The 25452-nt window shown below is 62.3% G+C and carries 21 protein-coding genes and 7 tRNA genes; 7 read left to right on the top strand and 21 right to left on the bottom strand.

The window, feature by feature from the left end:
- Positions 1-101: 101 nt before the first annotated feature.
- A complete protein-coding gene (locus tag ACMCNM_RS09905) occupies positions 102-980 on the top strand; it encodes a LysR family transcriptional regulator (RefSeq protein ID WP_412764274.1) in 879 nt (292 codons plus the stop codon).
- Positions 981-1041: 61 nt separating this feature from the next.
- Entirely contained in the window at positions 1042-4338 is a 3297-nt protein-coding gene (locus ACMCNM_RS09900) for a PAS domain S-box protein (protein WP_412764273.1), read from the top strand.
- A 56-nt stretch (positions 4339-4394) separates the two neighbouring features.
- On the opposite strand, the gene ACMCNM_RS09895 is transcribed toward ACMCNM_RS09900, so the two are convergent.
- The 12 genes from ACMCNM_RS09895 to gltX form a co-directional block, all read right to left on the bottom strand.
- Positions 4395-4838 (bottom strand): Hsp20 family protein, encoded by a 444-nt coding sequence (locus ACMCNM_RS09895; RefSeq protein WP_027596735.1) that lies wholly within the window; start codon positions 4836-4838, stop codon positions 4395-4397.
- A 262-nt stretch (positions 4839-5100) separates the two neighbouring features.
- On the bottom strand, positions 5101-6072 hold the full coding sequence (locus tag ACMCNM_RS09890) for a tRNA dihydrouridine synthase (protein WP_274887376.1): 972 nt from the start codon (positions 6070-6072) through the stop codon (positions 5101-5103).
- A gap of 51 nt (positions 6073-6123) precedes the next feature.
- Positions 6124-6558, bottom strand: coding sequence for an acyl-CoA thioesterase (locus ACMCNM_RS09885; protein ID WP_186682022.1), 435 nt, complete (start codon positions 6556-6558; stop codon positions 6124-6126).
- 49 nt (positions 6559-6607) lie between these two features.
- Entirely contained in the window at positions 6608-7441 is an 834-nt protein-coding gene (locus ACMCNM_RS09880) for an alpha/beta hydrolase (protein WP_186682020.1), read from the bottom strand.
- A 25-nt stretch (positions 7442-7466) separates the two neighbouring features.
- Positions 7467-8006 carry a TetR/AcrR family transcriptional regulator gene (locus ACMCNM_RS09875; RefSeq protein WP_186682018.1) on the bottom strand — a complete coding sequence of 180 codons (540 nt, stop codon included), beginning with the start codon at positions 8004-8006 and terminating at the stop codon, positions 7467-7469.
- A gap of 164 nt (positions 8007-8170) precedes the next feature.
- Positions 8171-8246, bottom strand: a tRNA-Glu gene (locus ACMCNM_RS09870).
- Positions 8247-8288: 42 nt separating this feature from the next.
- Positions 8289-8364 (bottom strand) — tRNA-Ala (locus ACMCNM_RS09865).
- 65 nt (positions 8365-8429) lie between these two features.
- Positions 8430-8505, bottom strand: a tRNA-Glu gene (locus ACMCNM_RS09860).
- Positions 8506-8547: 42 nt separating this feature from the next.
- Positions 8548-8623, bottom strand: a tRNA-Ala gene (locus ACMCNM_RS09855).
- Between the two features lie 53 nt (positions 8624-8676).
- A tRNA-Glu gene (locus ACMCNM_RS09850) sits at positions 8677-8752 on the bottom strand.
- A gap of 72 nt (positions 8753-8824) precedes the next feature.
- Positions 8825-8900 (bottom strand) — tRNA-Ala (locus tag ACMCNM_RS09845).
- A gap of 320 nt (positions 8901-9220) precedes the next feature.
- Positions 9221-10702, bottom strand: a complete 1482-nt coding sequence (gltX, locus tag ACMCNM_RS09840) for a glutamate--tRNA ligase (protein ID WP_027596096.1) — start codon at positions 10700-10702, stop codon at positions 9221-9223.
- A 143-nt stretch (positions 10703-10845) separates the two neighbouring features.
- Here gltX and ACMCNM_RS09835 point away from each other — a divergent pair, with 143 nt between their 5' ends.
- Together ACMCNM_RS09835 and ACMCNM_RS09830 are read left to right on the top strand one after the other, a co-directional pair.
- Entirely contained in the window at positions 10846-11901 is a 1056-nt protein-coding gene (locus ACMCNM_RS09835) for an HlyD family secretion protein (RefSeq protein ID WP_412764272.1), read from the top strand.
- A gap of 49 nt (positions 11902-11950) precedes the next feature.
- On the top strand, positions 11951-13441 hold the full coding sequence (locus ACMCNM_RS09830; protein WP_172961391.1) for an MDR family MFS transporter: 1491 nt from the start codon (positions 11951-11953) through the stop codon (positions 13439-13441).
- Between the two features lie 191 nt (positions 13442-13632).
- Here the strand turns inward: ACMCNM_RS09830 and uvrB are convergent, their stop codons facing one another.
- On the bottom strand, positions 13633-15648 hold the full coding sequence (uvrB, locus tag ACMCNM_RS09825; protein ID WP_027596093.1) for an excinuclease ABC subunit UvrB: 2016 nt from the start codon (positions 15646-15648) through the stop codon (positions 13633-13635).
- Between the two features lie 287 nt (positions 15649-15935).
- Here uvrB and ACMCNM_RS09820 point away from each other — a divergent pair, with 287 nt between their 5' ends.
- A complete protein-coding gene (locus ACMCNM_RS09820; RefSeq protein WP_027596092.1) occupies positions 15936-17132 on the top strand; it encodes an amino acid aminotransferase in 1197 nt (398 codons plus the stop codon).
- 73 nt (positions 17133-17205) lie between these two features.
- A tRNA-Asn gene (locus ACMCNM_RS09815) sits at positions 17206-17281 on the top strand.
- Positions 17282-17437: 156 nt separating this feature from the next.
- On the opposite strand, the gene ACMCNM_RS09810 is transcribed toward ACMCNM_RS09815, so the two are convergent.
- The 4 genes from ACMCNM_RS09810 to ACMCNM_RS09795 all read right to left on the bottom strand — a co-directional run bounded on the left by ACMCNM_RS09810 (position 17438) and on the right by ACMCNM_RS09795 (position 20381).
- Positions 17438-17998 carry a DUF1285 domain-containing protein gene (locus ACMCNM_RS09810; RefSeq protein WP_186682012.1) on the bottom strand — a complete coding sequence of 187 codons (561 nt, stop codon included), beginning with the start codon at positions 17996-17998 and terminating at the stop codon, positions 17438-17440.
- A 10-nt stretch (positions 17999-18008) separates the two neighbouring features.
- Positions 18009-18614, bottom strand: a complete 606-nt coding sequence (locus ACMCNM_RS09805) for a DUF4823 domain-containing protein (RefSeq protein WP_027596090.1) — start codon at positions 18612-18614, stop codon at positions 18009-18011.
- A gap of 66 nt (positions 18615-18680) precedes the next feature.
- Positions 18681-19649 carry a GTP 3',8-cyclase MoaA gene (locus ACMCNM_RS09800; RefSeq protein ID WP_186682010.1) on the bottom strand — a complete coding sequence of 323 codons (969 nt, stop codon included), beginning with the start codon at positions 19647-19649 and terminating at the stop codon, positions 18681-18683.
- Positions 19650-19745: 96 nt separating this feature from the next.
- On the bottom strand, positions 19746-20381 hold the full coding sequence (locus ACMCNM_RS09795; RefSeq protein ID WP_027596088.1) for a TetR/AcrR family transcriptional regulator: 636 nt from the start codon (positions 20379-20381) through the stop codon (positions 19746-19748).
- A 72-nt stretch (positions 20382-20453) separates the two neighbouring features.
- On the opposite strand from ACMCNM_RS09795, the gene ACMCNM_RS09790 reads away from it, so the two are divergent.
- Positions 20454-21587: an aminotransferase class V-fold PLP-dependent enzyme gene (locus tag ACMCNM_RS09790; protein WP_412764271.1), complete on the top strand. Its 1134-nt coding sequence runs from the start codon at positions 20454-20456 to the stop codon at positions 21585-21587.
- A gap of 222 nt (positions 21588-21809) precedes the next feature.
- Here the strand turns inward: ACMCNM_RS09790 and ACMCNM_RS09785 are convergent, their stop codons facing one another.
- From ACMCNM_RS09785 to mltG, 4 genes are read right to left on the bottom strand one after another with little or no spacing between them, the layout of a single operon-like run.
- The gene (locus ACMCNM_RS09785; protein WP_412764270.1) at positions 21810-22595 is read right to left on the bottom strand and encodes a TatD family hydrolase; all 786 of its coding nucleotides are present in this window, start codon (positions 22593-22595) and stop codon (positions 21810-21812) included.
- Positions 22596-22624: 29 nt separating this feature from the next.
- Positions 22625-23611 carry a DNA polymerase III subunit delta' gene (locus ACMCNM_RS09780; protein WP_099453311.1) on the bottom strand — a complete coding sequence of 329 codons (987 nt, stop codon included), beginning with the start codon at positions 23609-23611 and terminating at the stop codon, positions 22625-22627.
- The gene (gene tmk / locus ACMCNM_RS09775; protein ID WP_099430108.1) at positions 23604-24236 is read right to left on the bottom strand and encodes a dTMP kinase; all 633 of its coding nucleotides are present in this window, start codon (positions 24234-24236) and stop codon (positions 23604-23606) included. The genes ACMCNM_RS09780 and tmk overlap by 8 nt, the downstream gene beginning before the upstream one ends.
- A gap of 9 nt (positions 24237-24245) precedes the next feature.
- Positions 24246-25448, bottom strand: a complete 1203-nt coding sequence (gene mltG / locus ACMCNM_RS09770; protein WP_412764269.1) for an endolytic transglycosylase MltG — start codon at positions 25446-25448, stop codon at positions 24246-24248.
- Positions 25449-25452: the final 4 nt, after the last annotated feature.

Raw genomic sequence — 25452 nt, 5'->3', positions numbered from 1 at the left:
GCCAAAGACCCCTTGGCTTGTACGGACGATGCTATGGCGATAGATTGAATAACTCAAATTCATAATTTTTATGCTTTGCATAACCACCAGGAATCTGAAAGATGGATCTGGCCAACCTCAGCGCTTTTATCGCCATTGCCGAGACCGGCAGCTTCTCAGGGGCCGGCGAACGCCTGCACCTGACCCAGCCCGCCATCAGCAAACGCATCGCCGGGCTTGAGCTGCAACTGGACGTGCGCCTGTTCGACCGCTTGGGGCGTGAAGTGACCCTGACCGAGGCCGGGCGGGCGCTGTTGCCGCGGGCCTATCAGATTCTCAACGTGCTTGATGATACCCGACGCGCGCTGACCAACTTGACCGGGGAAGTGAGTGGTCGGTTGACCCTGGCCACCAGCCACCATATCGGCTTGCACCGCTTGCCCCCGCTTTTACGGGCCTTTACACGGCAATACCCTTCGGTGGCGTTGGATATTCAGTTCATGGACTCAGAAGCTGCCTACGACGAAATACTCCATGGCCGCGCTGAAATTGCCGTTATCACGCTGGCGCCAGAGCCCCACCACCTCATCAAGGCGATCCCGGTGTGGGACGACGCGCTGGACTTCGTGGCGGCCCCGGAACACCCGCTGGCCAACAACCACGCGGTCAGCCTGGCCGATGTCGCGCGCCACCCGGCGGTCTTCCCGGGTGGTAATACCTTTACCCACCACATCGTCCAGCGCCTGTTCGAAAGCCAGGGCCTGACGCCGAACATCGCCATGAGCACCAACTACCTGGAAACCATCAAAATGATGGTTTCCATTGGCCTGGCCTGGAGCGTGCTGCCGCGCACCATGCTCGATGATCAGGTTGCACCCATCGCTTTACCCGGCATACAGCTGTCGCGCCAGCTAGGCTACATTTTGCACACGGAGCGAACGCTATCGAATGCGGCGAGGGCCTTCATGGCCTTGCTCGACAGCCATGCAGGGTCCGCCTGACCGGTCGTCAGTACGGCATTTCCAACTCAAGGACTCGTCAAACGCCAAAGGTCTGGTACCAATGCCCAAATCAGCAAACCGCTTTCCGCGCCTGCCGCGCATTCCTGCGGCCGACCCACAGGAATCCGAACAGGCCTGGCAAAACGCCCCGCAACTGCTCGCCGCGCTCAACGGCGCCCGCCTGGGGGCCTGGCTGTGGGACATCGAAACCGGCCGGGTCAGCTGGTCACGCGGTACCCAGGCGCTGTTCGGCTTCGACCCGCTACGCCCGCTGCCCAACGACATCGACTACCTCGACCTGCTGCCCGAAGAAGACCGCGCACGCACCCGTCAGCTGTTCCAGGCGGTGGTCAACGGCGAGCCCGTGGAGCAAGCCATGCGCCACCGCATCCGCTGGCCGGATGGCAGCCTGCACTGGCTGGAAATCAACGGCAGCCTGACCCACGACCGCCACGGCAGACCGCAGATGATCGGGGTCATCCGTGAGATCACCCGCCAGCGCGAGCGCGAAACGGCGCTGATCAACTCGGAAAAACGCTTTGCCACGCTGTTTCACCTGAGCCCCAATGCGATCCTCCTGACCCGCCGCCACGACGGCATGATCTTCGAGGTCAACCAGCATTTCGAAGACATGTTCGGCTGGCCAGGCAACCAAGTGATTGGCAAGACCAGCCTGGAGCTGGGCCTGTGGGTGCACCCCGAGCAGCGCCCGCAACTGCTGGACGCTACCCGCGCCAGCGGAGGCCCACTGATCATGGAAGTGCAGTTCCGGGCCAGCAACGACAAGGTGCACGACGGCATCCTCTGCACCCAGGCCATCGAACTGGAGGGGGTGACATTTTTGCTCAGCACCTTCGTCGACACTACCGAACGCAAGCGTGCCGAACAGGCCCTCAAGGACAGCCAGGAACGCCTCGACCTGGCCCTGGACTCAGCCCAGCTGGGTACCTGGGACTGGCACATCCCCAGCGGCATGCTCTACGGCTCGGCCCGTGCCGCGCAGCTACACGGGCTGGACCCGTTCCCCTTTCACGAATCGTTCGATGCCTTTTTCGAGGGCGTACCGGAGGAAGAGCGCAATGTCATGCGCCAGGCCTACCGCAGCCTGCGCGAAGGGCCTGCGGGCAATTACCAGATCACTTACCGCGTGCAGCTGGAGAACGGCGCGTCACGCTATATCGAAAGCCGTGCGCGGCTGTACCGGGACGACCAGGGCAACCCCTTGCGCATGGCCGGCACCCTGCTGGACATCACCGACCAGGTCGAGCGCGAGCAACGCCTCAGCGCCTCGGAAGAAAAGTTCGCCAGCCTGTTCCAGGTCAGCCCTGACCCCATCTGCGTGACCCGCCAGGACACCGGCCAGTTCATCGAGATCAACCCGGCCTTTACCCAGACGTTCGGCTGGAGCGCCGACCAGGTAATCGGTCGCACCGCCGAGGAAATCGGCCTGTGGGCTGAGTCCATCGAACGTGCGCAACGCATCGAGCGGGTGATCCGCGAACAGGCCTTGAGCAACGTGGCGGTGGTGGTCAACCACCGCAACGGCGTGCCCTTGACCTGCGTGATATCCAGCTGCCTGATCAGCGTCGATGACCAACCCTGCAGCGTCACCACCCTGCGCGACATTACCCAGCAGCAACGGGCCGAGGCGGCGCTGAAATCCAGCGAAGAGAAGTTCGCCAAGGCCTTCCACTCCAGCCCTGATGCCATCACCATCACCGAGCGCTACAGCGGCCGCTACCTGGAAATCAACGATGGTTTCTGCCGGCTCACCGGCTACAACGCGGCCGAAGTGGTCGGGCGCAGCGTGTATGAGTTGGGCATCTGGGCCGATGACAAGCAGCGCAGCGCCCTGCTCGCCGAGCTCAAAGAGCGTGGCCGGGTGCACCATCGGGAGATGCTCGGGCGCAACAAACGCGGCGACATCCTCACCGTCGAAGTGTCGGTGGAACCGATCACCCTCAACGAGACCGACTGCCTGCTGCTGACCGCCCGCGATGTCAGCCAACTGAAAAATGCCCAGGCGCAGATCCGCCACCTGGCGTACCACGACCCGCTGACCAACCTGCCCAACCGCGCCCTGCTGATGGACCGCCTGAGCCAGCAGATCGCCCTGCTCAAGCGCCACAACCTGCGTGGCGCGCTGCTGTTCCTTGACCTCGACCACTTCAAGCACATCAACGACTCCTTGGGCCACCCGGTAGGCGATACGGTACTGAAGATCATCACCGCGCGCCTGGAGGCCAGCGTACGCCTGGAAGACACTGTGGCGCGGCTGGGGGGCGATGAATTCGTGGTGCTGCTCAGCGGCCTGGAAGGCAGCCGCGAACAGGTCGAAAGCAAAGTGCGCGAGCTGGCCGACACCCTGCGCGAACTGCTGGCCGAACCGATGTCGCTGGATGGCCAGCGCCTGCAAGTAACCCCCAGCATCGGCGTGGCGTTGATCCCCGACCACGGCACCACCCCCGCCGACCTGCTCAAGCGTGCCGATATCGCCCTGTACCGGGCCAAGGACTCCGGGCGCAATACCACCCAGTTGTTCCACACCACCATGCAAAAGGCTGCCAGCGAGCGCCTGCGCATGGAAAACGACCTGCGCCTGGCGCTCGCACGGGGTGAGCTGGCCTTGCACTTCCAGCCCCAGGTGGATGCCCGCGACAACCGTATTGTCGGTGCCGAAGTGCTACTGCGCTGGCACCACCCGCAGCTCGGCCAGCAGCCACCGGCACAGTTCATTCAGGTACTGGAAGAAAGCGGCCTGATCCTGGAAGTAGGCAGCTGGATCCTCGACGAAGCCTGCGATGCCTGCGCGCGCATGCTCACGGACGGGTTGATCGACGCTGATGATTTCAGCCTGTGCGTAAACATCAGCCCGCGGCAGTTCCGCCAAAACGATTTCGTCGGGCGGGTGCTGCGCAGCCTGGACGACTACCGCTTGCCACGGCGGATGCTGAAGCTGGAAATCACCGAAGGCATCGTCATCCAGAACCTGGAAGACACCATCAGCAAGATGCGCGAGCTGAAGCGTTACGGGGTGAGTTTTGCCATGGACGACTTCGGCACGGGCTATTCGTCACTGACCTACCTCAAACGCTTGCCGGTGGATGCACTGAAGATCGACCAGACGTTCGTGCGCGACGCACCGATAGACCCTAACGACGCCGAGATCGTCCGCGCCATCGTCGCCATGGCCCACAGCCTGGACCTGGCGGTGATTGCCGAAGGGGTGGAGCTGACCGAGCAACTGGAGTTTCTGGAGAAACTGGGCTGCCACCTGTATCAAGGGTACCTGCACAGCCGGCCACTGCCGTTGCACGAATTCCGGCAGATGCTACTGGAAGCACCTGCGGATTACTGACTGCCCGCACGCAAAAAAGGGCACCCGAAGGTGCCCTTTTTGTCACAGCCTTACACTCAGTTCAGCGCTGGCTTGTCGCCATTGATCGGGATGCGTTTGGCCTTGGCTTCTTCAGGCACGATGCGCAGCAGGTCGATGCTGAGCAAGCCATTGGCCAGGCCCGCAGCCTTGACCTCGATGTGGTCGGCCAGGCGGAACGACAGCTTGAAGGCGCGCTGGGCGATGCCCTGATGCAGGTAGGTCACTTCAGCGGCGCTGTTGTCGCGCTTGCCACCGGAGACGGTCAGGACACCTTTTTCGACTTGCAGGTCGAGGTCCTGCTCCTGGAAACCGGCTGCGGCAACCACGATGCGGTAGTGGTCTTCGCCATGTTTTTCCACGTTGTAGGGCGGGTAGCTGCTACCGGCCTCGTTACGTGCCGCGGATTCGAACAGGTCGTTGAAACGGTCGAAACCAACGGAATGACGGAACAGTGGAGCGAGAGAGAAAGCGGTAGTCATGGTCATAAACTCCTGAGATTCAGCAAGTAAGTCACTGCGCGACCCGAGTTCGGCATCGCGTACTCAAAAGATAAGGTCGGTGAAATGGCTTTCAAGAGGGACCACGAAAATTTTTTTGAGCGGGTTTGCGTTCCAACACAACCGGTGTAGGAGCAGCCTTGCGCTGCGAAGGGGCCAGTGCTCGCAACGAGAAGTCACTGGAGCCGCCGGCCTCTTCGCAGCACAAGGCTGCTCCTACCGTGAATCGGGCAGTTCCCCGTGATCAGGCAACACACGCCTCGAACGCCTGCACTTCAACCCCCAACAACCGGCTGATCCGCGCGCAATCATCTTCGCGACGCAGCTCGGCAAACAGCACGACCGCTTCCGGATAACTGCGGGTCAGCATCGCCAACCACTGCTTCATTCGCCCCGGCGCATAGCGCGGCGACAGCTTGGCCTGGGCCTGGCGCCAGAACTCGCGCAGCAGCGGCAGCAGGTCGTCCCAGCTCATCGGCTGGTAGTCGCGCCCCTCGCGGGCAGCGGCGATCTGTACGCCCAAGTCGGGCCGCGACACCAGCCCACGCCCCAACATGATGTGTTCGGCACCACTGACTTCACGGCAGCGGCGCCAGTCGTCCACGGTCCAGATTTCGCCATTGGCGAACACCGGCACCTTGACCACATCCTGCACCCGCGCCACCCACTCCCAGTGAGCGGGCGGCTTGTAGCCCTCGACCTTGGTGCGGGCGTGCACCACCAGATGCGCCGAACCGCCTTCGGCCAGGGCCGTGGCGCAGTCCAGCGCGCCATCGGGGCTGTCGAAGCCCAGGCGCATCTTCGCCGTCACCGGGATATGCGCCGGCACCGCACGGCGCACTTCGCGGACGATGGCGTGCAGCAGTTCTGGCTCCTTGAGCAGCACCGCGCCGCCGCGCGACTTGTTCACGGTCTTGGCTGGGCAACCGAAGTTCAGGTCGATTACTGGTGCGCCCAGCTCACAGGCCAGCGCTGCGTTCTCGGCCAGGCAGACCGGGTCGGAGCCCAGCAGTTGCACACGCATCGGCACCCCGGCCGCGGTCCGCGCGCCTTGGCGCAATTCAGGCGCCAGCTTGTCGAACGAGGATGGCGGCAGCAGGCGGTCGCACACGCGGATGAACTCGGTGACGCACCAATCGATGCCACCCACTCGGGTCAGGACGTCGCGCAGGATGTTGTCGACCAGCCCCTCCATGGGGGCCAGGGCAATTTGCATGTGTGGGTCTCGGCGGGAAAAGGCGGCAGTCTAACAAAAAACCACAGCCCTTCAGGCACCGATCAGCGCTTGGCCGTAACCCTCGATGAACTCTGCAGGCATGCGCTTGGGCTTGCCGCTGGACAATTCGATACAGGCGAAGGTGGTCTGCGCCCGCAGCAGGGTCGCGCCATCACGCGGGCGTTTGAGTTGGAAGCGGCGGGTCATGCGCAGGCGTTGATCCCAGTCGATGATCCAGGTCGCCAGCTGCAGTTCGTCATCTTCATAGCCCGCGGCCAGGTAATCGATTTCGTGGCGCACCACCGCCATGGCCCGGTCCAGGCGGCGGTACTCGGCAAGGTCCAGGCCAAGGCGCTGAGAGTGGCGCCAGGCGCAGCGTTCGAGCCACGTGACATAGGTGGCATTATTGGCGTGGCCGAGGCCGTCGATGTCCTCGCTGCCGACACGCAGGTCGATGATGAAGGGTGTTGCCAAGTCCCAGCTCATGCACGCTCCTAATAACAAAAACACAACTGAAAGCCAGTGTAACGGATGCTCAGGCCGTTTGCCGGGCCGGCGCGCTGGCCCGTGCAAGCAATTCGAGCACCGCCTCGCCCAGACGTGGGTCGGCCAGCACTCGCTGGTGCCCGCCCTCCTCCAGCAGCAGCAAGCGGCTGTCGAACCAGGCCTTGTGGATGATACGGGCCTCATCGACAGCCACCAGGCCATCGTCAGCCGCATGTACCACCAAGCCTGGCAGTTCCAGCTGGTAACCACTAACATCCAGGCGCGTGATCTGCATCCCCACATCCCGCTCCACTTGGCGTATGAATGCGGCCCGTGCGCGCGCCGGCAACCCCAGGCGATGGGCGAAGCCGCGCAACACGCCAAGCAACCGGGCGGGTGCAGCGATGCTCACTGCCGCCTCCGCGCGCAGCCCCATCTGCAACGCCAGCAACACACTGGCCCCACCCATGGAGTGGCCTATCACCGCGCGCAACGGCGGCAGCTCGGCAGCCGCTTCCAGCAGTGCGCGGGCGAACAACACCACGTGAGCTTGATGACCCGGAGAGCGACCATGTGCCGGCCCCTCCAACGACACCACTGTATGCCCGGCCTGGACCAGGGCCTCGATCAACGCGGCAAACTGGGTGGGGCGCCCTTCCCAGCCGTGCATCAGCAATACTGTCGGCCCCTTGCCCCAACGCAACGCCGACAGCCCGAAGCGCAGGGTGATGCGCTCGGCCTTGGCCAGCAGCGGCAACTCCCACGCTTTTGGGGGCAATGTACGTGGGGTCATGAATGCCCGGCGCATTTTGCCGGCCACATGCTCAGGGGCCAGGTGGCCGAGGGTGCCATTGACGCCACGAATCCAGCTCAGGGTAGTCATCGCCTTGCTCCAGCATTGTGGTTATTCAGATCACCGCCGACTTGGCGGCACGCAATACACGGTCAGAAAGCTCGCCAGTGCCCAAGGCGCGCGCCAGGGCCAGGCCACCAACCATCAGCGCCAGGTCGGCCAGTGCTTTGTCGATGTCTTCGGGGCGATCGACCATTTTCGCGGTCATCAGCTCGATGTGCTCGGCGAGCACCTCGCGGAACACCTCTGGCAGGCGCTGCATTTCGCCCAGGGCGTTGGGCAGCGGGCACGCATGCACTTGCGCGTCGCGGTGCTTGCGCGAAAGGTAGAACGCGGTCACCAACGCCCGGCGCGCCTCGCCGTCCAGGCTGGGGTCGACCTGCGCCAGCAAGTCCCGCCGTTCGCCCAATAACTGGCGAAACGCCTCCAGCATGAGTTCGTCCTTGCTCTCGAAATGGGCATAGAACCCGCCTACCGTCAGGCCTGCAGCCCCCATGACCTGGCTGACGCTTGGCTCAGCGGGCCCCTGCTGAATCAAGGCACTGCGCGCAGCTTCGAGAATCCGTTCGCGGGTTTTGCTCTTTTTGTCGTTCATGGCCACCTCGAATATGATGCCTGTAATATTATAAGCATCATATTTTTTGGCAAGCGAAATTCACGACCACCTGTCGGTGCCCGGAAAAAAGGAAAGGGAGAAAAACAAAAGGCCCATTCAATAAGCGAATGAGCCTTTAAAGTCCCGCAAAACGCGGGTAAACATGGCGTCCCCTAGGGGACTCGAACCCCTGTTACCGCCGTGAAAGGGCGGTGTCCTAGGCCACTAGACGAAGGGGACGTAACCTTCGTGCCGGTTCGTTTTCACAAACCGCGGCAAAATTGGTGGAGCTAAGCGGGATCGAACCGCTGACCTCCTGCATGCCATGCAGGCGCTCTCCCAGCTGAGCTATAGCCCCGAAAACAAAAGGCTCATCCAATAGACGAATGAGCCTCTTTAAGCCCCGCAAAACGCGGGTAAAAGTGGCGTCCCCTAGGGGACTCGAACCCCTGTTACCGCCGTGAAAGGGCGGTGTCCTAGGCCACTAGACGAAGGGGACGTAACCTTCGTGCCGGTTCGTTTTCACAAACCGCGGCAAAATTGGTGGAGCTAAGCGGGATCGAACCGCTGACCTCCTGCATGCCATGCAGGCGCTCTCCCAGCTGAGCTATAGCCCCAGATTTTTAGCCTCGCGGCCCAGCGACATCGTTAAACATCGCTTGTGTAAAACTGGCGTCCCCTAGGGGACTCGAACCCCTGTTACCGCCGTGAAAGGGCGGTGTCCTAGGCCACTAGACGAAGGGGACGAACCTTCTTACCTTCAAGACCCGGTTGCTGGACCCGGTCTTGCTTATCAGCCGTGGCTGCTAAGCGGAATTTGGTGGAGCTAAGCGGGATCGAACCGCTGACCTCCTGCATGCCATGCAGGCGCTCTCCCAGCTGAGCTATAGCCCCACTATGTCGCTCTGAGCAGAATCGCTGACTGGGTGCCTGGCGTTTCGTTTCGCTCATCGCTGTGGACGGGGCGCATATTAAGATCGGATTGCACGGCTGTCAAACGAATTTTTGAAAATATTCAAAAGTTTTTTCACAGATAACAATCACTTACCGCCCTGCCCTTCTTTTCATGGCATACACGGCCGTTGTAAGAGCGGCCTTGCGTCGCGATAGGGGCGCGAAGCGCCCCCCGATTTGCGGGGCTGCGCTATCGCGGGGGCCGCTTCGCACCCATTTCGCGACGCAAGGCCGCTCCTACACAGGCGATCAACACCTAATCAGGCGATGTTCGCCAGCAGCTTTTCCCACTCTTTGTTTTCTTTTTTCGACACACCACCCAGCAAGTCCAGAGCCTGGCGCAAGCGGTAGCGGGTCAGGTCCGGGCCGAGGATTTCCATGGCATCGAGCACCGACACCGAGCTGGCCTGGCCGGTAATAGCGGCGAACATCAGCGGCATGGCGTCACGCAGTTTCAGCTCCAGCGACTCGACCACGGCCTGGATGCAACCGGTGATGCGGTCCTTCTCCCACTGGCGCAGGCTTTCGAGCTTCCACAGGATCAACTGGATGACCTGGCGCACCTGATCAGCCGACAGCTTCTTGCTCTCGAACAGCTTGGCATCGAGCTTCAGCGCGCCCTCGAAGAAGAAGCCACCCAACGGCGCAACCTGGCTGAAGGTCTCGACCCGGCCTTGAACATGCGGGGCGATCTTCATCATGTAATCACTGTTGAACGCCCATTTCTGCAAGCGCGCGGCGAACTGTTCGACCGGTAGCTCGCGCAGCCACTGGCCGTTGAGCCAGGACAGTTTTTCAATGTCGAAAATCGGCCCGCCCAGGGAGATGCGCGACAGGTCGAAGTGCTCGACCATTTCGGCCAGGGAGAACTTCTCGCGCTCGTCCGGCATCGACCAGCCCATGCGGCCGAGGTAGTTGAGCATCGCCTCGGGCATGAAGCCCATGCGCTCGTAGAAGGTGACCGAGGTCGGGTTCTTGCGCTTGGACAGCTTGGACTTGTCCGGGTTACGCAGCAGCGGCATGTAGCACAGCTTGGGCTGCTCCCAACCGAAGTACTCGTACAGTTTGATCAGCTTGGGCGCCGACGGCAGCCACTCTTCACCCCGCAGGACGTGGGTGATGCCCATCAGGTGGTCGTCGACCACGTTGGCCAGGAAGTAGGTCGGCAGGCCGTCGTTCTTCATCAGCACCTGCATGTCCATGCGGTCCCATGGGATTTCGACGTCACCGCGCAGCATGTCCGGCACCACGCAGATGCCTTCGCTGGGCACCTTCATGCGGATCACGTGGGGCTCGCCGGCGTCCAGGCGGCGCTGCACTTCTTCAGCGCTCAGCAACAGGGCACGGCCGTCGTAACGCGGGGTCTCGCCACGGGCCATTTGCTCGGCGCGCATCTGCTCCAGCTCTTCAGCGGTACAGAAGCAGTAGAACGCGTGGCCGGCATCGACCAGTTGCTTGGCGTATTTGGCGTAGATCTCGCCACGCTCGCTCTGCCGGTAAGGGCCGTGCGGGCCACCGACGTCCGGGCCTTCGTTCCACTCGATGCCAAGCCAGCGCAAGGCGTCGAAGATCTGCTGTTCCGACTCGCGGGTGGAGCGCAGTTGGTCGGTATCTTCGATGCGCAGGATGAACTCGCCGCCGTGCTGCTTGGCAAAGCAGTAGTTGAACAGGGCGATGTAGGCGGTGCCGACATGGGGGTCGCCCGTGGGCGATGGCGCGATACGCGTGCGTACGGTGGTCATGGAAGGTCTCGAACGAAAGATGAAACAAAGGCGGGATGTTAGCAGGGAGCAGGCACCCGGCTCCAGCAATGGCGCGAACGACACTTGTCGAATTGCCGTCCGTCGCTGTTAAATTTGTTTACATTTCTGGAACCATAGTCCTCATGCCTGCTCAACTCAAACGCCGCCTGCTGATCTTCTTTGTCGTGGTTGCGGCCATCGCCCTCGCCTTCCTGGCCCACTGGTACTTCAAGGGGCGCTTTTACGAAAGTACCGACAACGCTTACGTTCAGGGCGAAATCACCCGTATTTCCAGCCAACTTGGCGCGCGTATCGAAGATGTACGGGTGCAGGACAACCAGCACGTGGTCAAAGGCGAACTGCTGGTACGCCTGGAAGCCGCCGATTTTCAACTCGCCGTCGAGCGCGCCCGAGCCGCCCTGGCAACCCGTGAAGCGGAACACGTGCAAGCTGAAAGCCGCCTGACGCAACAAGGCAGCTTGATCGCTGCGGGCCAGGCCCAGGTCGCCGCCAACCAGGCCACGCTCAACCGCTCACGCCTGGACCTCAACCGCGCAGAAGCCCTGCGTAAGCCTGGCTTCGTGTCCGAGGAGCGGGTGACTACCCTTTCGGCAGAAAGCCATGTCGCCAGCTCCCAGGTCGACAAGGCCCGCGCTGACCTGCAAAGCCAGCGCCAGCAGGTCAATGCCCTGACCGCCGAGCTCAAACGCCTCGATGCGCAGATCGCCAATGCCCGTGCCGACCTTGCCCAGGCCGAATTGAACCTGGCCCGCTGCGAGATCCGCGCCCCGATCAGCGGCACCATCGGCCAACGCAACGCACGCAACGGTCAGGTGGTACAGGCTGGCGCCTATCTGCTGTCGATCGTGCCCGACGAAGACATCTGGGTGCAGGCCAACTTCAAGGAAACCCAGATTGGCCACATGCAACCAGGGCAGCGCGCCGAATTGCTGTTCGACAGCTACCCAGACACCCCCATCGAAGCCCGGGTCAACAGCCTGTTCGCAGCCTCCGGCGCCCAGTTCAGCCTGCTGCCACCGGACAACGCCACCGGTAACTTCACCAAGGTGGTGCAGCGCATCCCGGTGAAGCTGACCTTCAGCGCCGACAACCCGCTGCATGGCCGCATCCGCCCCGGCATGTCGGTCACCGCCACTGTCGATATCCGCACCGAGGATGAAGGCCGCAATGGCCGGTGATCAGTTGCTCCGGCCCACTGCCGAGCCCACCCGGCGCGACTGGATTGCGGTGATGAGCGTGATGCTCGGCGCCTTCATGGCCGTGCTCGACATCCAGATCACCAACTCATCGTTGAAGGACATCCAGGGCGCACTTTCCGCGACCTTGGAAGAAGGCTCGTGGATCTCCACCTCCTACTTGGTGGCGGAAATCATCATGATCCCGCTGACCGCCTGGCTGGTGCAGTTGCTGTCCGCCCGGCGCTTGGCGGTGTGGGTTTCGGCCGGCTTTTTGCTGTCGTCCCTGCTCTGCTCCATGGCCTGGAACCTGGAGAGCATGATCATGTTCCGTGCACTGCAGGGCTTTACCGGTGGCGCGCTGATCCCCCTGGCCTTCACCCTGACCCTGATCAAGCTACCCGAGCACCACCGCGCCAAGGGCATGGCCATGTTCGCCATGACGGCCACCTTCGCGCCCTCGATCGGCCCGACCCTGGGTGGGTGGCTGACCGAGAACTGGGGCTGGGAGTACATCTTCTACATCAACATCCCGCCAGGCTTGGTGATGATCGCTGGGCTGCTGTACGGGCTGGAGAAAAAAGAGGCGCATTGGGAGCTGCTGAAGAGCACCGACTATGCCGGCATCGTCACGCTCGGCCTGGGGCTGGGCTGCCTGCAGGTCTTTCTCGAGGAAGGCCATCGCAAGGATTGGCTGGAATCGAACCTGATCGTCAGCCTGGGCACCGTCGCCCTGATCAGCCTGATTACCTTTGTCATCCTGCAGTTTTCCAAGCCGCACCCTTTGATCAACCTGCGCATCCTCGGCAACCGCAACTTTGGGCTGTCGAGTATTGCCAGCCTGGGCATGGGGGTCGGGCTGTATGGCTCAATCTATTTGTTGCCGCTGTACCTGGCGCAGATCCAGGGCTACAACGCCCTGCAGATCGGCGAGGTGATCATGTGGATGGGGGTACCGCAGCTGTTTCTGATTCCGCTGGTACCGCAGCTGATGAAAGTGGTCTCGCCGAAAATACTGTGCGCTGTAGGCTTCTGCCTGTTTGGGGCCGCCAGCTTTGGCTCGGGGGTACTTAACCCGGACTTTGCGGGGCCGCAGTTCAACCACATCCAGATCATTCGGGCACTGGGGCAACCGATGATCATGGTGACCATTTCGTTGATTGCCACGGCCTATATCCAGCAACAAGATGCCGGGTCGGCATCGAGCCTGTTCAACATCCTGCGCAACCTGGGTGGGGCCATTGGCATTGCCTTGCTGGCCACCTTGCTGGATGCGCGGACCAAGGTGTACTTCGACTACCTGCGCGAATCGGTGGTGCCCAGCAACCCACAGGTGGCAGAGCGCTTGGCGCAACTGGCGGAGCGACTGGGCAGTGAGACGGCGGCGCTTGGCAAGCTGAGTGAGATCACCCATCAGCAGGCGCAGATCATGGCGTACAACGATGCCTTCCACTTTGTCGGCATCGGCTTGGCGGTGAGCATGGTAGCGGTGCTGTTGACGCGCAAGCTGCCGGAGGGGTTGAAGGCTGGGGAGGCTCATTGAGCTGATTTGTTTGTTGCCTGTACCGGCCTCTTCGCGGGGCAAGCCCGCTCCCACAAATGCCCACTGACTTTGAGAGCTGCGTTCATCCTGAGACAAGCCCGCTCCCACAGATACCTCACTTTTCACAAGGGCAGTGAGGTACCTGTGGGAGCGGGCTTGCCCCGCGAAGAGGCCTAACCGGGAGCAAAGGATCAGCTGGTGATCAGCCGCTCCCGCAACTGGGTAATCTCGTCGCGCATTTGCGCTGCCGCCTCGAACTCCAGGTCCCGGGCGAACTGCATCATCTTCTCTTCCAGCTGCTTGATACGCTTGGTGATCTCGCCCGGCGTGCGCAGCTCGGCTTCGTAGCGGGCGCTCTCCTCCGCTGCCTTGGCCATACCCTTGCGCTTCTTGCTGCGCGAACCAGGTACGGTAGCGCCTTCCATGATGTCGGTGATGTCCTTGACCACCCCCTTGGGCACGATACCGTTGGCCAGGTTGAAGGCAATCTGCTTCTCCCGGCGCCGCTCAGTCTCGTCGATGGCCCGCTGCATGGAGCCGGTCATCTGGTCGGCGTACAGGATGGCGCGACCATTGAGGTTACGCGCGGCCCGGCCAATGGTCTGGATCAGTGACCGCTCGGAACGCAGGAAGCCTTCCTTGTCGGCATCGAGAATCGCCACCAGCGACACTTCGGGCATGTCCAGGCCCTCGCGCAGCAGGTTGATGCCGACCAGCACATCGAAGGTGCCCAAGCGCAGGTCGCGGATGATTTCCACCCGTTCGACCGTGTCGATGTCCGAGTGCAGGTAACGCACCCGCACGTCGTGGTCGGCCAGGTAATCACTGAGGTCCTCGGCCATGCGCTTGGTCAGCGTGGTCGCCAGCACCCGCTCACCCGCGTCAACACGCTTGCGGATCTCCGACAGCAGGTCGTCGACCTGGGTCAACGCCGGGCGTATCTCCACTTGTGGGTCGACCAGGCCGGTAGGCCGCACCACCTGCTCGACCACGCGGCCAGCATGTTCGGCCTCGTAAGGACCGGGGGTTGCCGAAACGAAAATGGTCTGCGGGCTTACCGACTCCCATTCATCGAAGCGCATGGGCCGGTTGTCCAGCGCCGAAGGCAGGCGGAAGCCGTATTCCACCAGGGTTTCCTTGCGCGAGCGGTCGCCCTTGTACATGGCGCCGACCTGGGGGACGCTGACGTGCGACTCGTCGATCACCAGCAGCGCATCGGCGGGCAGGTAGTCGTAAAGGGTGGGTGGCGGCGCGCCGGAGGGGCGCCCGGACAGATAGCGCGAGTAGTTTTCGATGCCGTTGCAGTAACCCAGCTCCAGGATCATCTCCAGGTCGAAACGGGTGCGCTGCTCCAGCCGCTGCGCCTCCACCAGTTTGTTGCCCTTATGCAGGTATTCGAGCCGGTCCTTGAGCTCTTCCTTGATGCCTTCGACGGCGTCGAGCAGCGTCTCACGCGGGGTCACGTAGTGGCTCTTGGGGTAGAATGTGAAGCGCGGCAGCTTGCGGAAGACCTCGCCAGTGAGCGGGTCGAAAGCAGCGATGTTCTCCACTTCATCATCGAACAGCTCGATGCGGATGGCTTCAAGGTCGGATTCGGCCGGGAACACGTCGATTACGTCGCCGCGCACGCGGAAGGTGGCGCGAGCGAAATCCATCTCGTTGCGGGTGTACTGCAAGTCAGCCAGGCGGCGCAGCAAGGCGCGCTGGTCGAGTTTGTCGCCGCGGTCCACGTGCAGGACCATCTTCAGGTAGGTCTCGGGGCTGCCCAGGCCATAGATGCACGACACGGTGGTGACGATGATCGCGTCGCGCCGCTCCAGCAAGGCCTTGGTCGCCGACAGGCGCATCTGCTCGATGTGGTCGTTGATTGACGCATCTTTCTCGATGAAGGTATCGGACGAGGGCACATAGGCTTCGGGCTGGTAGTAGTCGTAGTAGGAAACGAAATACTCGACCGCGTTGTTCGGGAAGAACGCCTTGAACTCGCCATACAGCTGCGCCGCCAGGGTCTTGTTCGGCGCCAGCACCAGGGTCGGTCGCTGCACCTGCTGAATGACGTTGGCGATGCTGAAGGTTTTGCCCGAGCCGGTCACGCCGAGCAACGTCTGGTGCGAAAGCCCCGCCTCGATGCCTTCGACCATCTGGCGAATGGCTTCGGGCTGATCGCCGGCCGGTTGGAAACGGGTGACGAGCTGGAACTCGGACATGAGGGACCTCGCGGTGTCGCAGCAACTGTAAATTTAGCCAGTAGTCTATACCCAAATGCGTTCGCTCGGGGCCGGTTTCAAGCCCCAGCTGTGAACGCTTATTGCTGTGGACACGGCAATAAGACCAATGGTCAAAAAATATTTGGGTAAATGGCCGGAAAAGCTGCGCCAGAGTGTCGCAGTGACCGGTCGGTATCACTATACTGACTCCCCGTTTGTGCACCGCTTCAGTGCATTCGGCTGGAGCGTGTACGTCCTATCACTCTCCAATCAGAGCCAAGGTAACAATGAGCCTGTTTTCCGCTGTCGAGCTGGCACCCCGCGACCCTATTCTGGGCCTCAACGAAGCATTCAACGCCGATCCACGTACCGATAAGGTCAACCTGGGCGTGGGCGTCTACTGCAATGAGGAAGGCCGCATTCCGCTGCTGCGCGCCGTGATCGAAGCCGAGACCCAGCGTGCTGCCCAGCATGCCTCGCGCGGCTACTTGCCGATCGACGGTATCGCGACTTACGACCAGGCCGTGCAAAAACTGCTGTTCGGCGCCGAGTCGCCGCTGCTGGCCGCTGGCCGTGTCGTCACCGTGCAAGCCGTTGGCGGCACCGGTGCGCTGAAGATTGGCGCCGACTTCCTCAAGCGCCTGTCGCCCAATGCCGTGGTTGCCATCAGCGACCCAAGCTGGGAAAACCACCGCGCCCTGTTCGAGACCGCAGGCTTTCCGGTACAGAACTACCGCTATTACGACGCACCGAGCAACGACGTCAACCGCGCCGGCATGCTCGAAGACCTGAACAGCCTGCCGTCCGGCTCGATCGTCGTCCTGCACGCCTGCTGCCACAACCCGACCGGCGTCGACCTCACCCTGGACGACTGGAAAAACGTCCTGGAAGTAGTCAAGGCCAAGGGCCACGTGCCATTCCTCGACATGGCCTACCAGGGCTTTGGTGACGGCATCGCTGAAGACGCCTTCGCCGTGCGCCTGTTCGCCGAGTCGGGCCTGGACTTCTTTGTTTCCAGCTCGTTCTCCAAGTCGTTCTCGCTGTATGGCGAGCGCGTCGGCGCCCTGTCGATCGTGACCGGCTCCAAGGACGAAAGCACCCGCGTGCTGTCCCAGGTCAAGCGCGTGATCCGCACCACCTACTCCAACCCGCCGACCCATGGCGCGACCATCGTCGCCACCGTGCTCAACAACGATGAACTGCGTCAGATGTGGGAAGCGGAGCTGGGCGAAATGCGCCAGCGCATCCACGGCATGCGCAAGCAGATGGTCGAGCTGCTGGCCACCTACGGTGCTCAGCGCGACTTCAGCTTCGTTGGCCGCCAAGTGGGCATGTTCTCCTACTCCGGCCTGACCGTCGAGCAAGTGGCACGCCTGAAGAACGAGTTCGGCATCTACGCGCTGGACACTGGCCGCATCGCGGTCGCTGCACTGAATCAAAGCAACATCCACGTGGTCACCAAGGCTATCGTCGAAGTGCTGTAACTGCTTGATTCGGTTCTGATTTACCAGGGGGAAGCTTGACTTCCCTTTGGTGATCAGTAAGATATGCGCAGATTCCGCGATAGCTCAGTCGGTAGAGCAAATGACTGTTAATCATTGGGTCCCTGGTTCGAGTCCAGGTCGCGGAGCCAAACACTGAAAAGCCCCCGGGTGCGCAAGCAACCGGGGGCTTTTTCGTTGTACGGTTGGAATGCTGCAGCGCCTGGCAGACCGAGCGCCGGGCGGGCGGCGCTCGGTCTGATTGACACCGCCATACTCAAGGCATGCGCATGCCAGCCACACAGATCTCAGCCGGTACGCCCGATCGGATAGAACTCACCCCGGCTCCATACCCCCAGCCACTCTTCACCCTCGATAATGCGCGGCACCGCCAGCTCGACCAGTTGGTAGAACACATTGCGATGAATCAGCGCCTCAAGGTTGCTGCGCATCAGCACGTAGGGAGATGGCTCTTGCGTGACAGGATCGAGCTCGACCCGCAATGGGTTATCCGGCCCCGCCTCGACCTGGTCGTCGACATTGCTGGTGAAGCGCAATATTTGTTGCTCGCCCTCGCCCTGCACCTCCAGAGTAACCGCGACAAAGGGCGCATCGTCGACACGGATGCCGACCTTCTCCACCGGGGTTATCAGGAAGTAGTCATCGCCGTCGCGGCGGATGATCGTGGAAAACAACCGCACCATCGGCTTGCGCCCGATCGGCGTGCCCAGGTAATACCAGGTACCGTCGCGGGCGATGCGCATGTCGATGTCGCCGCAGAAGTCCGGGTTCCACAGGTGCACGGGCGGCAAACCCTTTGCCTTGGGGATTTGCGCCAGAAGGTCATTGGCCTTGCCGGAGTCGCTCATCACGCTTGCCTCATTCGCTCATGCCCAGAAGGCTCCGAGCGTACTCGCGCATCGGCGCGGCAAGCAAATCTTCCGGCGTATTGTCGTGGAACGTCAACAAACCGCCACGGCTTTTGATGCGTGCGGTGTCGATCAAGTAGCGGGTATTGGTTTCAATCAGCATCATCTGCACCACCCCAGTGTCCCAGCCGAGACGGTCGACAGCCTGTTCGTCATACCATTCGTCGCCGTTGCCGATGCGGTCGTCGGTACGTGCAAAACGGGTGTACAGCACGTAGTCCGCGCCCACCGAGCGCGCCTGGGCGATCGCGTCCTCCAAGCCGAGCGGGCCTTGGGCACGGCGTACCAGGGGGAAATACTCGACGAAGCTCTTGAAGGCCTGGTCGGCCACCACGTTCTGGTGCGGTACTGGCCCTTTACCGGGCGGCACGAAGGCACCCTGGCCAATGAAGATGAACGAGTCGGGCTGCAGGCGGATCGACAGGGTCCTGCGGGTATCGCTGTGGTCGAGCAGACCGGCGTCGCTCATGTGGTAACGGACGCCTTCGCCCATATCGCTGACATTCATGCAGCCGCCCAACGCCATCAGCGCCAGCAGCAAGACCAGGCTACGCATCTTTCCTCCAGTGGCCGGCGACGAAAAACCGGCGAATAGCCGGCGGATGCAGCTTTTGCGCCAGACTCAGCCGCCGATTACCTTCATCACCGTAACACCCCCGGAAAACGCCACATCCTGCTTGTCTGCCAGGGCTTTGACCAGCAGCCGCTGCAAGGCAGGGAGCGCTTGATGACGCGGCTTTTCCAGCAGATCGCCGACAAAGTGGCGGTTGCTCGACGACAGGCAGCCATGCAGCCAACCCGTAGATGACAAACGTAGTCGTGAGCAACCGCGGCAAAACGGCACGCTCTCGTTGGCAATTACGCCGAAATGGCCTTTACCCGGGATCTGGTAACGCAGGGCCGTAGCATCCACCGGCACGTCGACCTGCTCGAAGGCATGCTCGGTACCAATCAGCCCGAGCACCTGGTCGAGGCCCACGAATTGCTGCAAAAATGCGTTGCGATCACTGGCCAAGTGGCCCATGCGCATGAGCTCGATGAAGCGCAGCTCGAAACCCCGCTCGAGGCAGTAATCCAGCAGCGGCAAGACCTGGTCGAGGTTTTGCCCACGCATCGGCACCATGTTCACTTTGATGCGCATGCCCTGCTCGCTGGCGCGCTGCATGCCTGCCAGCACACTGGCCAGGTCGCCACCACGGGCGATGCGGCGAAACGCTAGCGGGTCTAGGGTATCGAGGGACACATTCAAACGGCGGATGCCGGCGGCATGAAGCGCTGGCAGCTTGCGCGCGAGCAACTGGCCATTGGTGGTCAGCGAGATATCGTCGAGGGGGAGTTTGGCAATGGCAGCCAGAAAGCCATCCAGCCGGGGGCTGACCAGCGGCTCGCCACCCGTAATGCGTAAACGCTCGATACCCGCGGCCTCGATGAGGTAAGCAACGCCCCGCGCCAGGGCTTGCGCCGACAGCTCGTCCTGCGCCGCCACCAGGCGTTTGCCATTGGGCACGCAGTAAGTGCACGCGTAGTTACAGGCAGCCGTCAGGCTGACACGCAGGTTGCGAAAACGCCTGCCTTGACGATCGACGATCATGGATGACTCCAGCATGGATGAAGCGGGGCTGGCAAAACCTGACTCATAAATCAGGTTTTTGCAAGTACCTTGTTCATGCTGGAGCCACCGGACCGGTCAGTGGGTGGGTTCCGGGTCGCGTTTGCGCTTGTTGCCCATGCGTACGCCGATGTCCATGAGGAACTGGAAGAAACCTTCCTGATCTTCAAGCACATTGCTCCAGAACGGCGAGTGGTACAGCGCCACGGCGCCATGCACCAACGCCCAGGCCGCGCAGTAGTGGAAGTACGGCGGTACGTCTTCGAGCTTGCCTTCGCTGATACGGCCCTTGATCAACTGGGTGAGGCGATCGAAGTTGGAGGCGCGGATGCTATGCAACTGCTCGACCATCTCCGGCACCTGATTACCCTTGACCACCTTTTCTTCCAGGCGGTCGAACAGGCGATAGCGCTGCGGGTCGCGCATGCGGAACTCGAAGTAGGCGCGCGACAGGGCTTCCTTGTCACGGTCGACGTCGGCCGAATGCAACAGCTCGTTCAAATCACGCTCGTAGTCGAGCATCAGGCGCAGGTAGATCTCCGCCTTGGACTTGAAGTGCTTGTAGATCGTGCCTTTGCCGATACCTACCGCGTCAGCGATCATCTCGACGGTGACACTGTCTTCACCCTGTTCGAGAAACAGCTTTAGCGCGGTATCGAGGATTTCCTGTTCGCGACGGCGAAACTCACGGACCTTACGAGGTTCTTTCTGCATAGGAAGGACTGGATGACAATCGAAGCGGTTTATTATGCCTAACTTGCGGGAAATTGCACGGATCATCCAACCATGTCTATGTTTCACGATGAGTTTGACCATGCCCCCGGGCTGCGCTACCTGAACCACGCCGCCATCGCCCCCTGGCCACGGCGGGCTGCCGAGGCAGTGGCCCGCTTCGCCCGCGACAACGTTTGCCTAGGTGCCAGCGAGTACCCATCCTGGCTGGCCACCGAGCGACGTCTGCGCGCGCGGCTGGCGCGGCTTATCCATGCGCCCTCGCCTGGCGATATCGCCTTGGTGAAGAACACCTCCGAAGGGCTGTCGCTGGTCGCCTTTGGGCTGGACTGGGCAGCGGGCGACCAGGTGGTGATCAGCGACGAAGAGTTCCCCTCCAACCGCGTGGTGTGGGAGGCGTTGGCCGACCGTGGCGTGCAGGTGATCGAAGCCAGCCTGGCCGGCCCAGACCCCGAAGCCACCTTGCTGACGGCCTGCGGCCCACGCACCCGGCTATTGGCGGTCAGTGCGGTGCAGTTCGGCAGCGGCCTGCGCCTGGACCTGGCGCGCCTGGGTGAGGGTTGCCGGGCGCGTAATGTACTGTTCTGCGTCGATGCCATTCAGCAGGTAGGCGCCCTGCCCTTCGACGTGCAACGCTTTCAGTGTGATTTTGCCGTGGCCGATGGCCATAAGTGGATGCTCGGCCCTGAGGGGCTGGGGATGTTCTATTGCCGCGCCGCGCTACGCCCGCAACTTGAACTCAATGCCTATGGCTGGCACATGCTGGAACACTTGGGCGACTTCGACCAACGCCAATGGCAGCCCGCTCACAGCGCACGGCGTTTCGAGTGTGGCAGCCCGAACATGCTCGGCACCCATGCGCTGGAGGCAAGCCTGTCGCTCCTGGAGGAGGTCGGTATCGGCACGGTCGCGCAGCAATTGCAGCAGTGCGTGGCCCAGTTGTATGAAGGCTTGGCATCAGTGCCCGGTATTGTGCTGCACACCCCGGCTGACCCAGACCGACGAGCGGGCATCGTCACATTCAGTATCAAAGGGCAGGCCAGCGTGGACATCTACAAGGCCTTGATGGCCCAGCGCACAATTTGCGCTTTGCGCGGCGGCGGTGTGCGATTTTCACCGCATTTCTATACCGTTGAGCAACTGATCGACGAAACTGTTCAGCAGGTGCGGCGCCTGGCCATGCACTGAAAGTGCAACGGAACGCGGGCGTATTCCAAATCTGTTTAAAAAACGACCAACAGCCACTGGCACTGCGCCAAACCTGACCAATACTTGAAGTGTTGGCGCGGCGCATCCCCCCCAAGTGGCGCGCCGATAAAGGTGCTCAGGGACCGCGTACCTTTGTTTTACTCCTAATGGTCTTAACCCGGATTCCCTCCCCCAGAACCCGGGTTTTTTTTGCCTGTCGCGCTACCCGGCCACGCGAGCCAGCGGGAACAACCGCTTGAAGTTGGCGGTGGTCTGCTCCGCCAACTGCTCATAGCTGGCCCCTCGCAACGAGGCGACGTATTCGGCCACCTCACGCACATACTGCGGCAGGTTAGGCTTGCCCCGGTGCGGTATCGGTGCCAGGTATGGCGAATCGGTCTCCACCAGCAGGCGGTCGACAGGCACTTGGCGCGCCACCTCACGCAAGGCATCGGCATTGCGGAAGGTGACGATGCCCGACAACGAGATGTAGTAGCCCAGGTCCAGCGCCGCCTTGGCCATGTCCCAGTCTTCGGTGAAGCAGTGCAGCACACCGGCCTGGGGCAGGTTCGCCTCGTGCAGCAGCGCCAGGGTGTCGGCCCGCGCAGCACGGGTATGCACGATCACCGGCTTGCCGGTCTGGCGCGAGGCCTCCAGGTGCAGGCGAAACGATGCCTGCTGCAACTCGGCGGCTTCCGGCTCGTAGTGGTAATCCAGGCCGGTTTCACCGATCGCCACCACATGCGGATGCGCCAACTCACGCAACAGCCACTCCAACGCCGGGGTTTCGCCCGGTGCCAGGTCGAGCGGGTGCACCCCCACCGAACAATCGACATCGGCGTACTGCTCACTCAGCGCTTTGACCGCACCAGCGTTCTCAGCGCTGACGCCAATGCACAGGAAGTGCCCCACCCCGCGCTCACGCGCGGCTTGCAGGGCGGCATCGAGGGAGCCCTGGTGGGCGCTCAGGTCAAGACGGTCAAGGTGGCAATGGGAATCTACGAGCATGGGATAACGGCACACATGAAAAGGGAAAGTCAGCGGGCGCCTGGCAACTGCTGCCAGTGCGCCAGCAGCGCTTCGAGCAGCAGGGCGCGGTTCAGGTTAGCCTTGCCCAGCACCTTCTGGCGCTGTTCCAGGATCCACGCCTGCACCTGAAGCACGTTGGCCTGGCGGCTTTTTTGCGCCAGGTACTGCACAACCTTGCGCATATCGGCCAAGCCTAACCCTTCTTCGTCCTGGGTCAACTGATAGCGCAGGATCAGGTGCGACCAGTCGCAGAACCAGTCGAACAACAGCAACAACGGCACGCCATTCCAAGCCTCTGCCAACTGACTGGGCGATTGCTGCTGCTTGAGCAGTTTCTTCACCCCGTCGGTGACCAGCGCACGCTGCTCGCGCACGCCCTGCGCCTGCAAGCTCACCGCCATCAATGGCGAACCAGCGGCCAGGGTCAACAACTCATCGCGCTCGGCTTCATCGCTGTCGGCCAGCGCATGGGCCAGCCAGGCTTGGCTCTGGGCCAGGCTGGGCTGCGGGCAAGCGACCTGCTGGCAACGGCTCTTGATGGTCGGCAACAGGCGGCTGGGCTGGTGCGTGACCAACAGCAGAACGGTGTCGCCAGAGGGCTCTTCAAGGCTTTTGAGCAGGGCGTTGGAAGCGTTGATGTTCATTGCCTCGACCGGCTCGATCAACACGACTTTGCGCCCACCCAACTGCGCAGTCTGCACCACGAAAGCCACCAACTCACGCACCTGGTCGACCTTGATCGGCTTGTCGGCCTCTTCGGGCTCCAGTACGTAGTTGTCGGGGTGGCTACCGGCCTTGAGCAGCAGGCAGGACTTGCAGCTACCACAGGCATCCAGGCCCTGCGGCTGCTGACACAGCAGGCGCGCCATCAACCGCTCGGCCAGGGCCCGCTTGCCAATGCCCTGCGGCCCATGCAGCAGGTAGGCGTGGGCGTGCTGGCTGCGACCGGCCAACTGCTGCCAGATGGCCTGCTGCCAGGGGTAGGCTTCAGCCACGGCAACGCTCCAGAATACCCGGCAGCAGCGCATCGATGGCGCGCTGCACGGCCTCCAGCGGTTGCGCGGCGTCCAGCAGGCTGTAGCGCTGCGGCTCACGATGGGCACGCTGCAGGTAGGCTTGGCGCACAGCCTCGAAGAACGCCTGGCCTTCCTGCTCGAAACGGTCCAGGCGGCCACGCGCAGCGGCGCGGGCGAGGCCGACTTCTACGGGCAGGTCGAATACGAGTGTCAGGTCAGGGCGCAGGTCGCCCTGGACGAATTGCTCCAAGGTGGCGATACGCTCGACGGATAACCCGCGACCGCCGCCCTGATAGGCGTAGGTGGCATCGGTAAACCGGTCACATAACACCACGGCGCCGCGGGCCAGCGCAGGACGGATCACCTGCGCCAGGTGCTGGGCGCGTGCAGCGAACACCAGCAACAGCTCGGTATCGGCCGCCATGGTTTCATCGCTGGGTGCCAGCAACAGTTCACGCACCTTCTCGGCCAGCGGCGTACCGCCCGGCTCGCGGGTCAGCAACACATCCAGGCCTTGCTCGCGCAGGCGCGCCGCCAGGTATTCACGGTTGGTGCTTTTGCCCGCGCCTTCGGGGCCTTCCAGAGTAATAAACAAGCCGCTCACAGGCAGTCCTTAATGTTGTTCGTCGGGCGTCGGCGCAGTGGCCGGTGCATTGACGGGGGCAGGGTCGCTGGCCGGGGCGGTTTCCTGCACGGGCGCCTCATCGGGCTCAGGCTGCGCAGTCGGCTGGTCCGCTGCGGGCGTCTCGGGCTCCACGGCCTCCCCCGCACCCGGCTGGGCCTGCGGAGCCGGGCTGGAGCGGTAATCCGCCCGCCGCTTGAGCTGGAACTCACGCACCGCCGAGTTGTGATCGTCCAGGTCGTCGGAGAACACGTGACTGCCATCGCCGCGAGCAACGAAATACAAGCTGGTGCCATCGGACGGATTGAGCGCAGCGTGAATCGCCTCGCGGCCGACCATGGCGATGGGCGTCGGCGGCAGGCCGGTAATGGTGTAGGTGTTATAGGGCGTTGGCTCACGCAGGTCGGCGCGGGTGATTTTGCCGTTGTAGCGCTCGCCCATGCCATAGATCACTGTTGGGTCGGTCTGCAGCATCATGCCCAGGCGCAAGCGCCGCACGAACACGCCGGCAATCTGCCCACGCTCTTGCGGGATGCCGGTTTCCTTCTCCACCAACGAGGCCATGATCAGCGCCTGGTAGGGGTCGCGATAAGGCAGGTCAGTGGTGCGCTCCGACCACTCCTTGGCCAGCACTTCGTCCAGGCGCATGTAGGCTTGCTGCAACAATTCGATGTCACTCATGCCACGCACGAAGCGGTAAGTGTCCGGGAAGAAGCGGCCTTCAGGGAACACCCCGGTGTGGCCAAGCTTGTCCATGACCTCGGCGTCGGTCAGGCCGTCCAGCGTGTGCTTGAGCTTTTCGTGCTTGGCGATCGCCGAGCGTACCTGGCGGAAGGTCCAGCCTTCGACCAGGGTCAGGTTGTACTGCACGACATCGCCGCGGCGCCACGCATCGAACAACTGCTCGACCGTCATGCCCGGGGTCAGGCGGTACTCACCGGTATGCAGGGGCGTACCGGCCATGTTGAAGCGCCAGTAAAGCCGCAGCCAAAAGGCGTCATCGAGCAACCCCTCGTTCTGCATGCGGTAGAACATGCGGTTGGGGTTGGTGCCATTGGGCACATCGAGCAGGCGCTCCTGCGTCACGTGCAAGGGCTGCTCCAGGACCGAGTTGACCTTCCAGGCCGACCAGCCGAATGCCAGGCCAGCCAGGATCAACCCCATTTCCAGCAGCAGCAGGAATTTGCGTCTCACGAAT

This window comes from Pseudomonas sp. NGC7, assembly GCF_047159675.1.
Lineage (GTDB): Bacteria > Pseudomonadota > Gammaproteobacteria > Pseudomonadales > Pseudomonadaceae > Aquipseudomonas > Aquipseudomonas kermanshahensis.
Note: the sequence above shows the minus strand (reverse complement) of the source record. Positions and strands in the feature narration are given on the sequence as shown.

Coding starts and splice junctions, on each gene's coding strand:
- ACMCNM_RS09880 (WP_186682020.1), bottom strand. CDS start 7,441: ATGACTACCCTGAGCTGGATTCGTGGCGTCAATGGCACCCTCGGCCAC.
- ACMCNM_RS09835 (WP_412764272.1), top strand. CDS start 10,846: ATGCCTGCTCAACTCAAACGCCGCCTGCTGATCTTCTTTGTCGTGGTT.
- ACMCNM_RS09900 (WP_412764273.1), top strand. CDS start 1,042: ATGCCCAAATCAGCAAACCGCTTTCCGCGCCTGCCGCGCATTCCTGCG.
- gltX (WP_027596096.1), bottom strand. CDS start 10,702: ATGACCACCGTACGCACGCGTATCGCGCCATCGCCCACGGGCGACCCC.
- ACMCNM_RS09890 (WP_274887376.1), bottom strand. CDS start 6,072: ATGCAAATTGCCCTGGCCCCCATGGAGGGGCTGGTCGACAACATCCTG.
- ACMCNM_RS09875 (WP_186682018.1), bottom strand. CDS start 8,006: ATGAACGACAAAAAGAGCAAAACCCGCGAACGGATTCTCGAAGCTGCG.
- ACMCNM_RS09795 (WP_027596088.1), bottom strand. CDS start 20,381: ATGCAGAAAGAACCTCGTAAGGTCCGTGAGTTTCGCCGTCGCGAACAG.
- ACMCNM_RS09820 (WP_027596092.1), top strand. CDS start 15,936: ATGAGCCTGTTTTCCGCTGTCGAGCTGGCACCCCGCGACCCTATTCTG.
- uvrB (WP_027596093.1), bottom strand. CDS start 15,648: ATGTCCGAGTTCCAGCTCGTCACCCGTTTCCAACCGGCCGGCGATCAG.
- ACMCNM_RS09810 (WP_186682012.1), bottom strand. CDS start 17,998: ATGAGCGACTCCGGCAAGGCCAATGACCTTCTGGCGCAAATCCCCAAG.
- ACMCNM_RS09785 (WP_412764270.1), bottom strand. CDS start 22,595: ATGCTCGTAGATTCCCATTGCCACCTTGACCGTCTTGACCTGAGCGCC.
- ACMCNM_RS09885 (WP_186682022.1), bottom strand. CDS start 6,558: ATGAGCTGGGACTTGGCAACACCCTTCATCATCGACCTGCGTGTCGGC.
- ACMCNM_RS09800 (WP_186682010.1), bottom strand. CDS start 19,649: ATGATCGTCGATCGTCAAGGCAGGCGTTTTCGCAACCTGCGTGTCAGC.
- ACMCNM_RS09805 (WP_027596090.1), bottom strand. CDS start 18,614: ATGCGTAGCCTGGTCTTGCTGCTGGCGCTGATGGCGTTGGGCGGCTGC.
- ACMCNM_RS09895 (WP_027596735.1), bottom strand. CDS start 4,838: ATGACTACCGCTTTCTCTCTCGCTCCACTGTTCCGTCATTCCGTTGGT.
- ACMCNM_RS09790 (WP_412764271.1), top strand. CDS start 20,454: ATGTCTATGTTTCACGATGAGTTTGACCATGCCCCCGGGCTGCGCTAC.
- ACMCNM_RS09905 (WP_412764274.1), top strand. CDS start 102: ATGGATCTGGCCAACCTCAGCGCTTTTATCGCCATTGCCGAGACCGGC.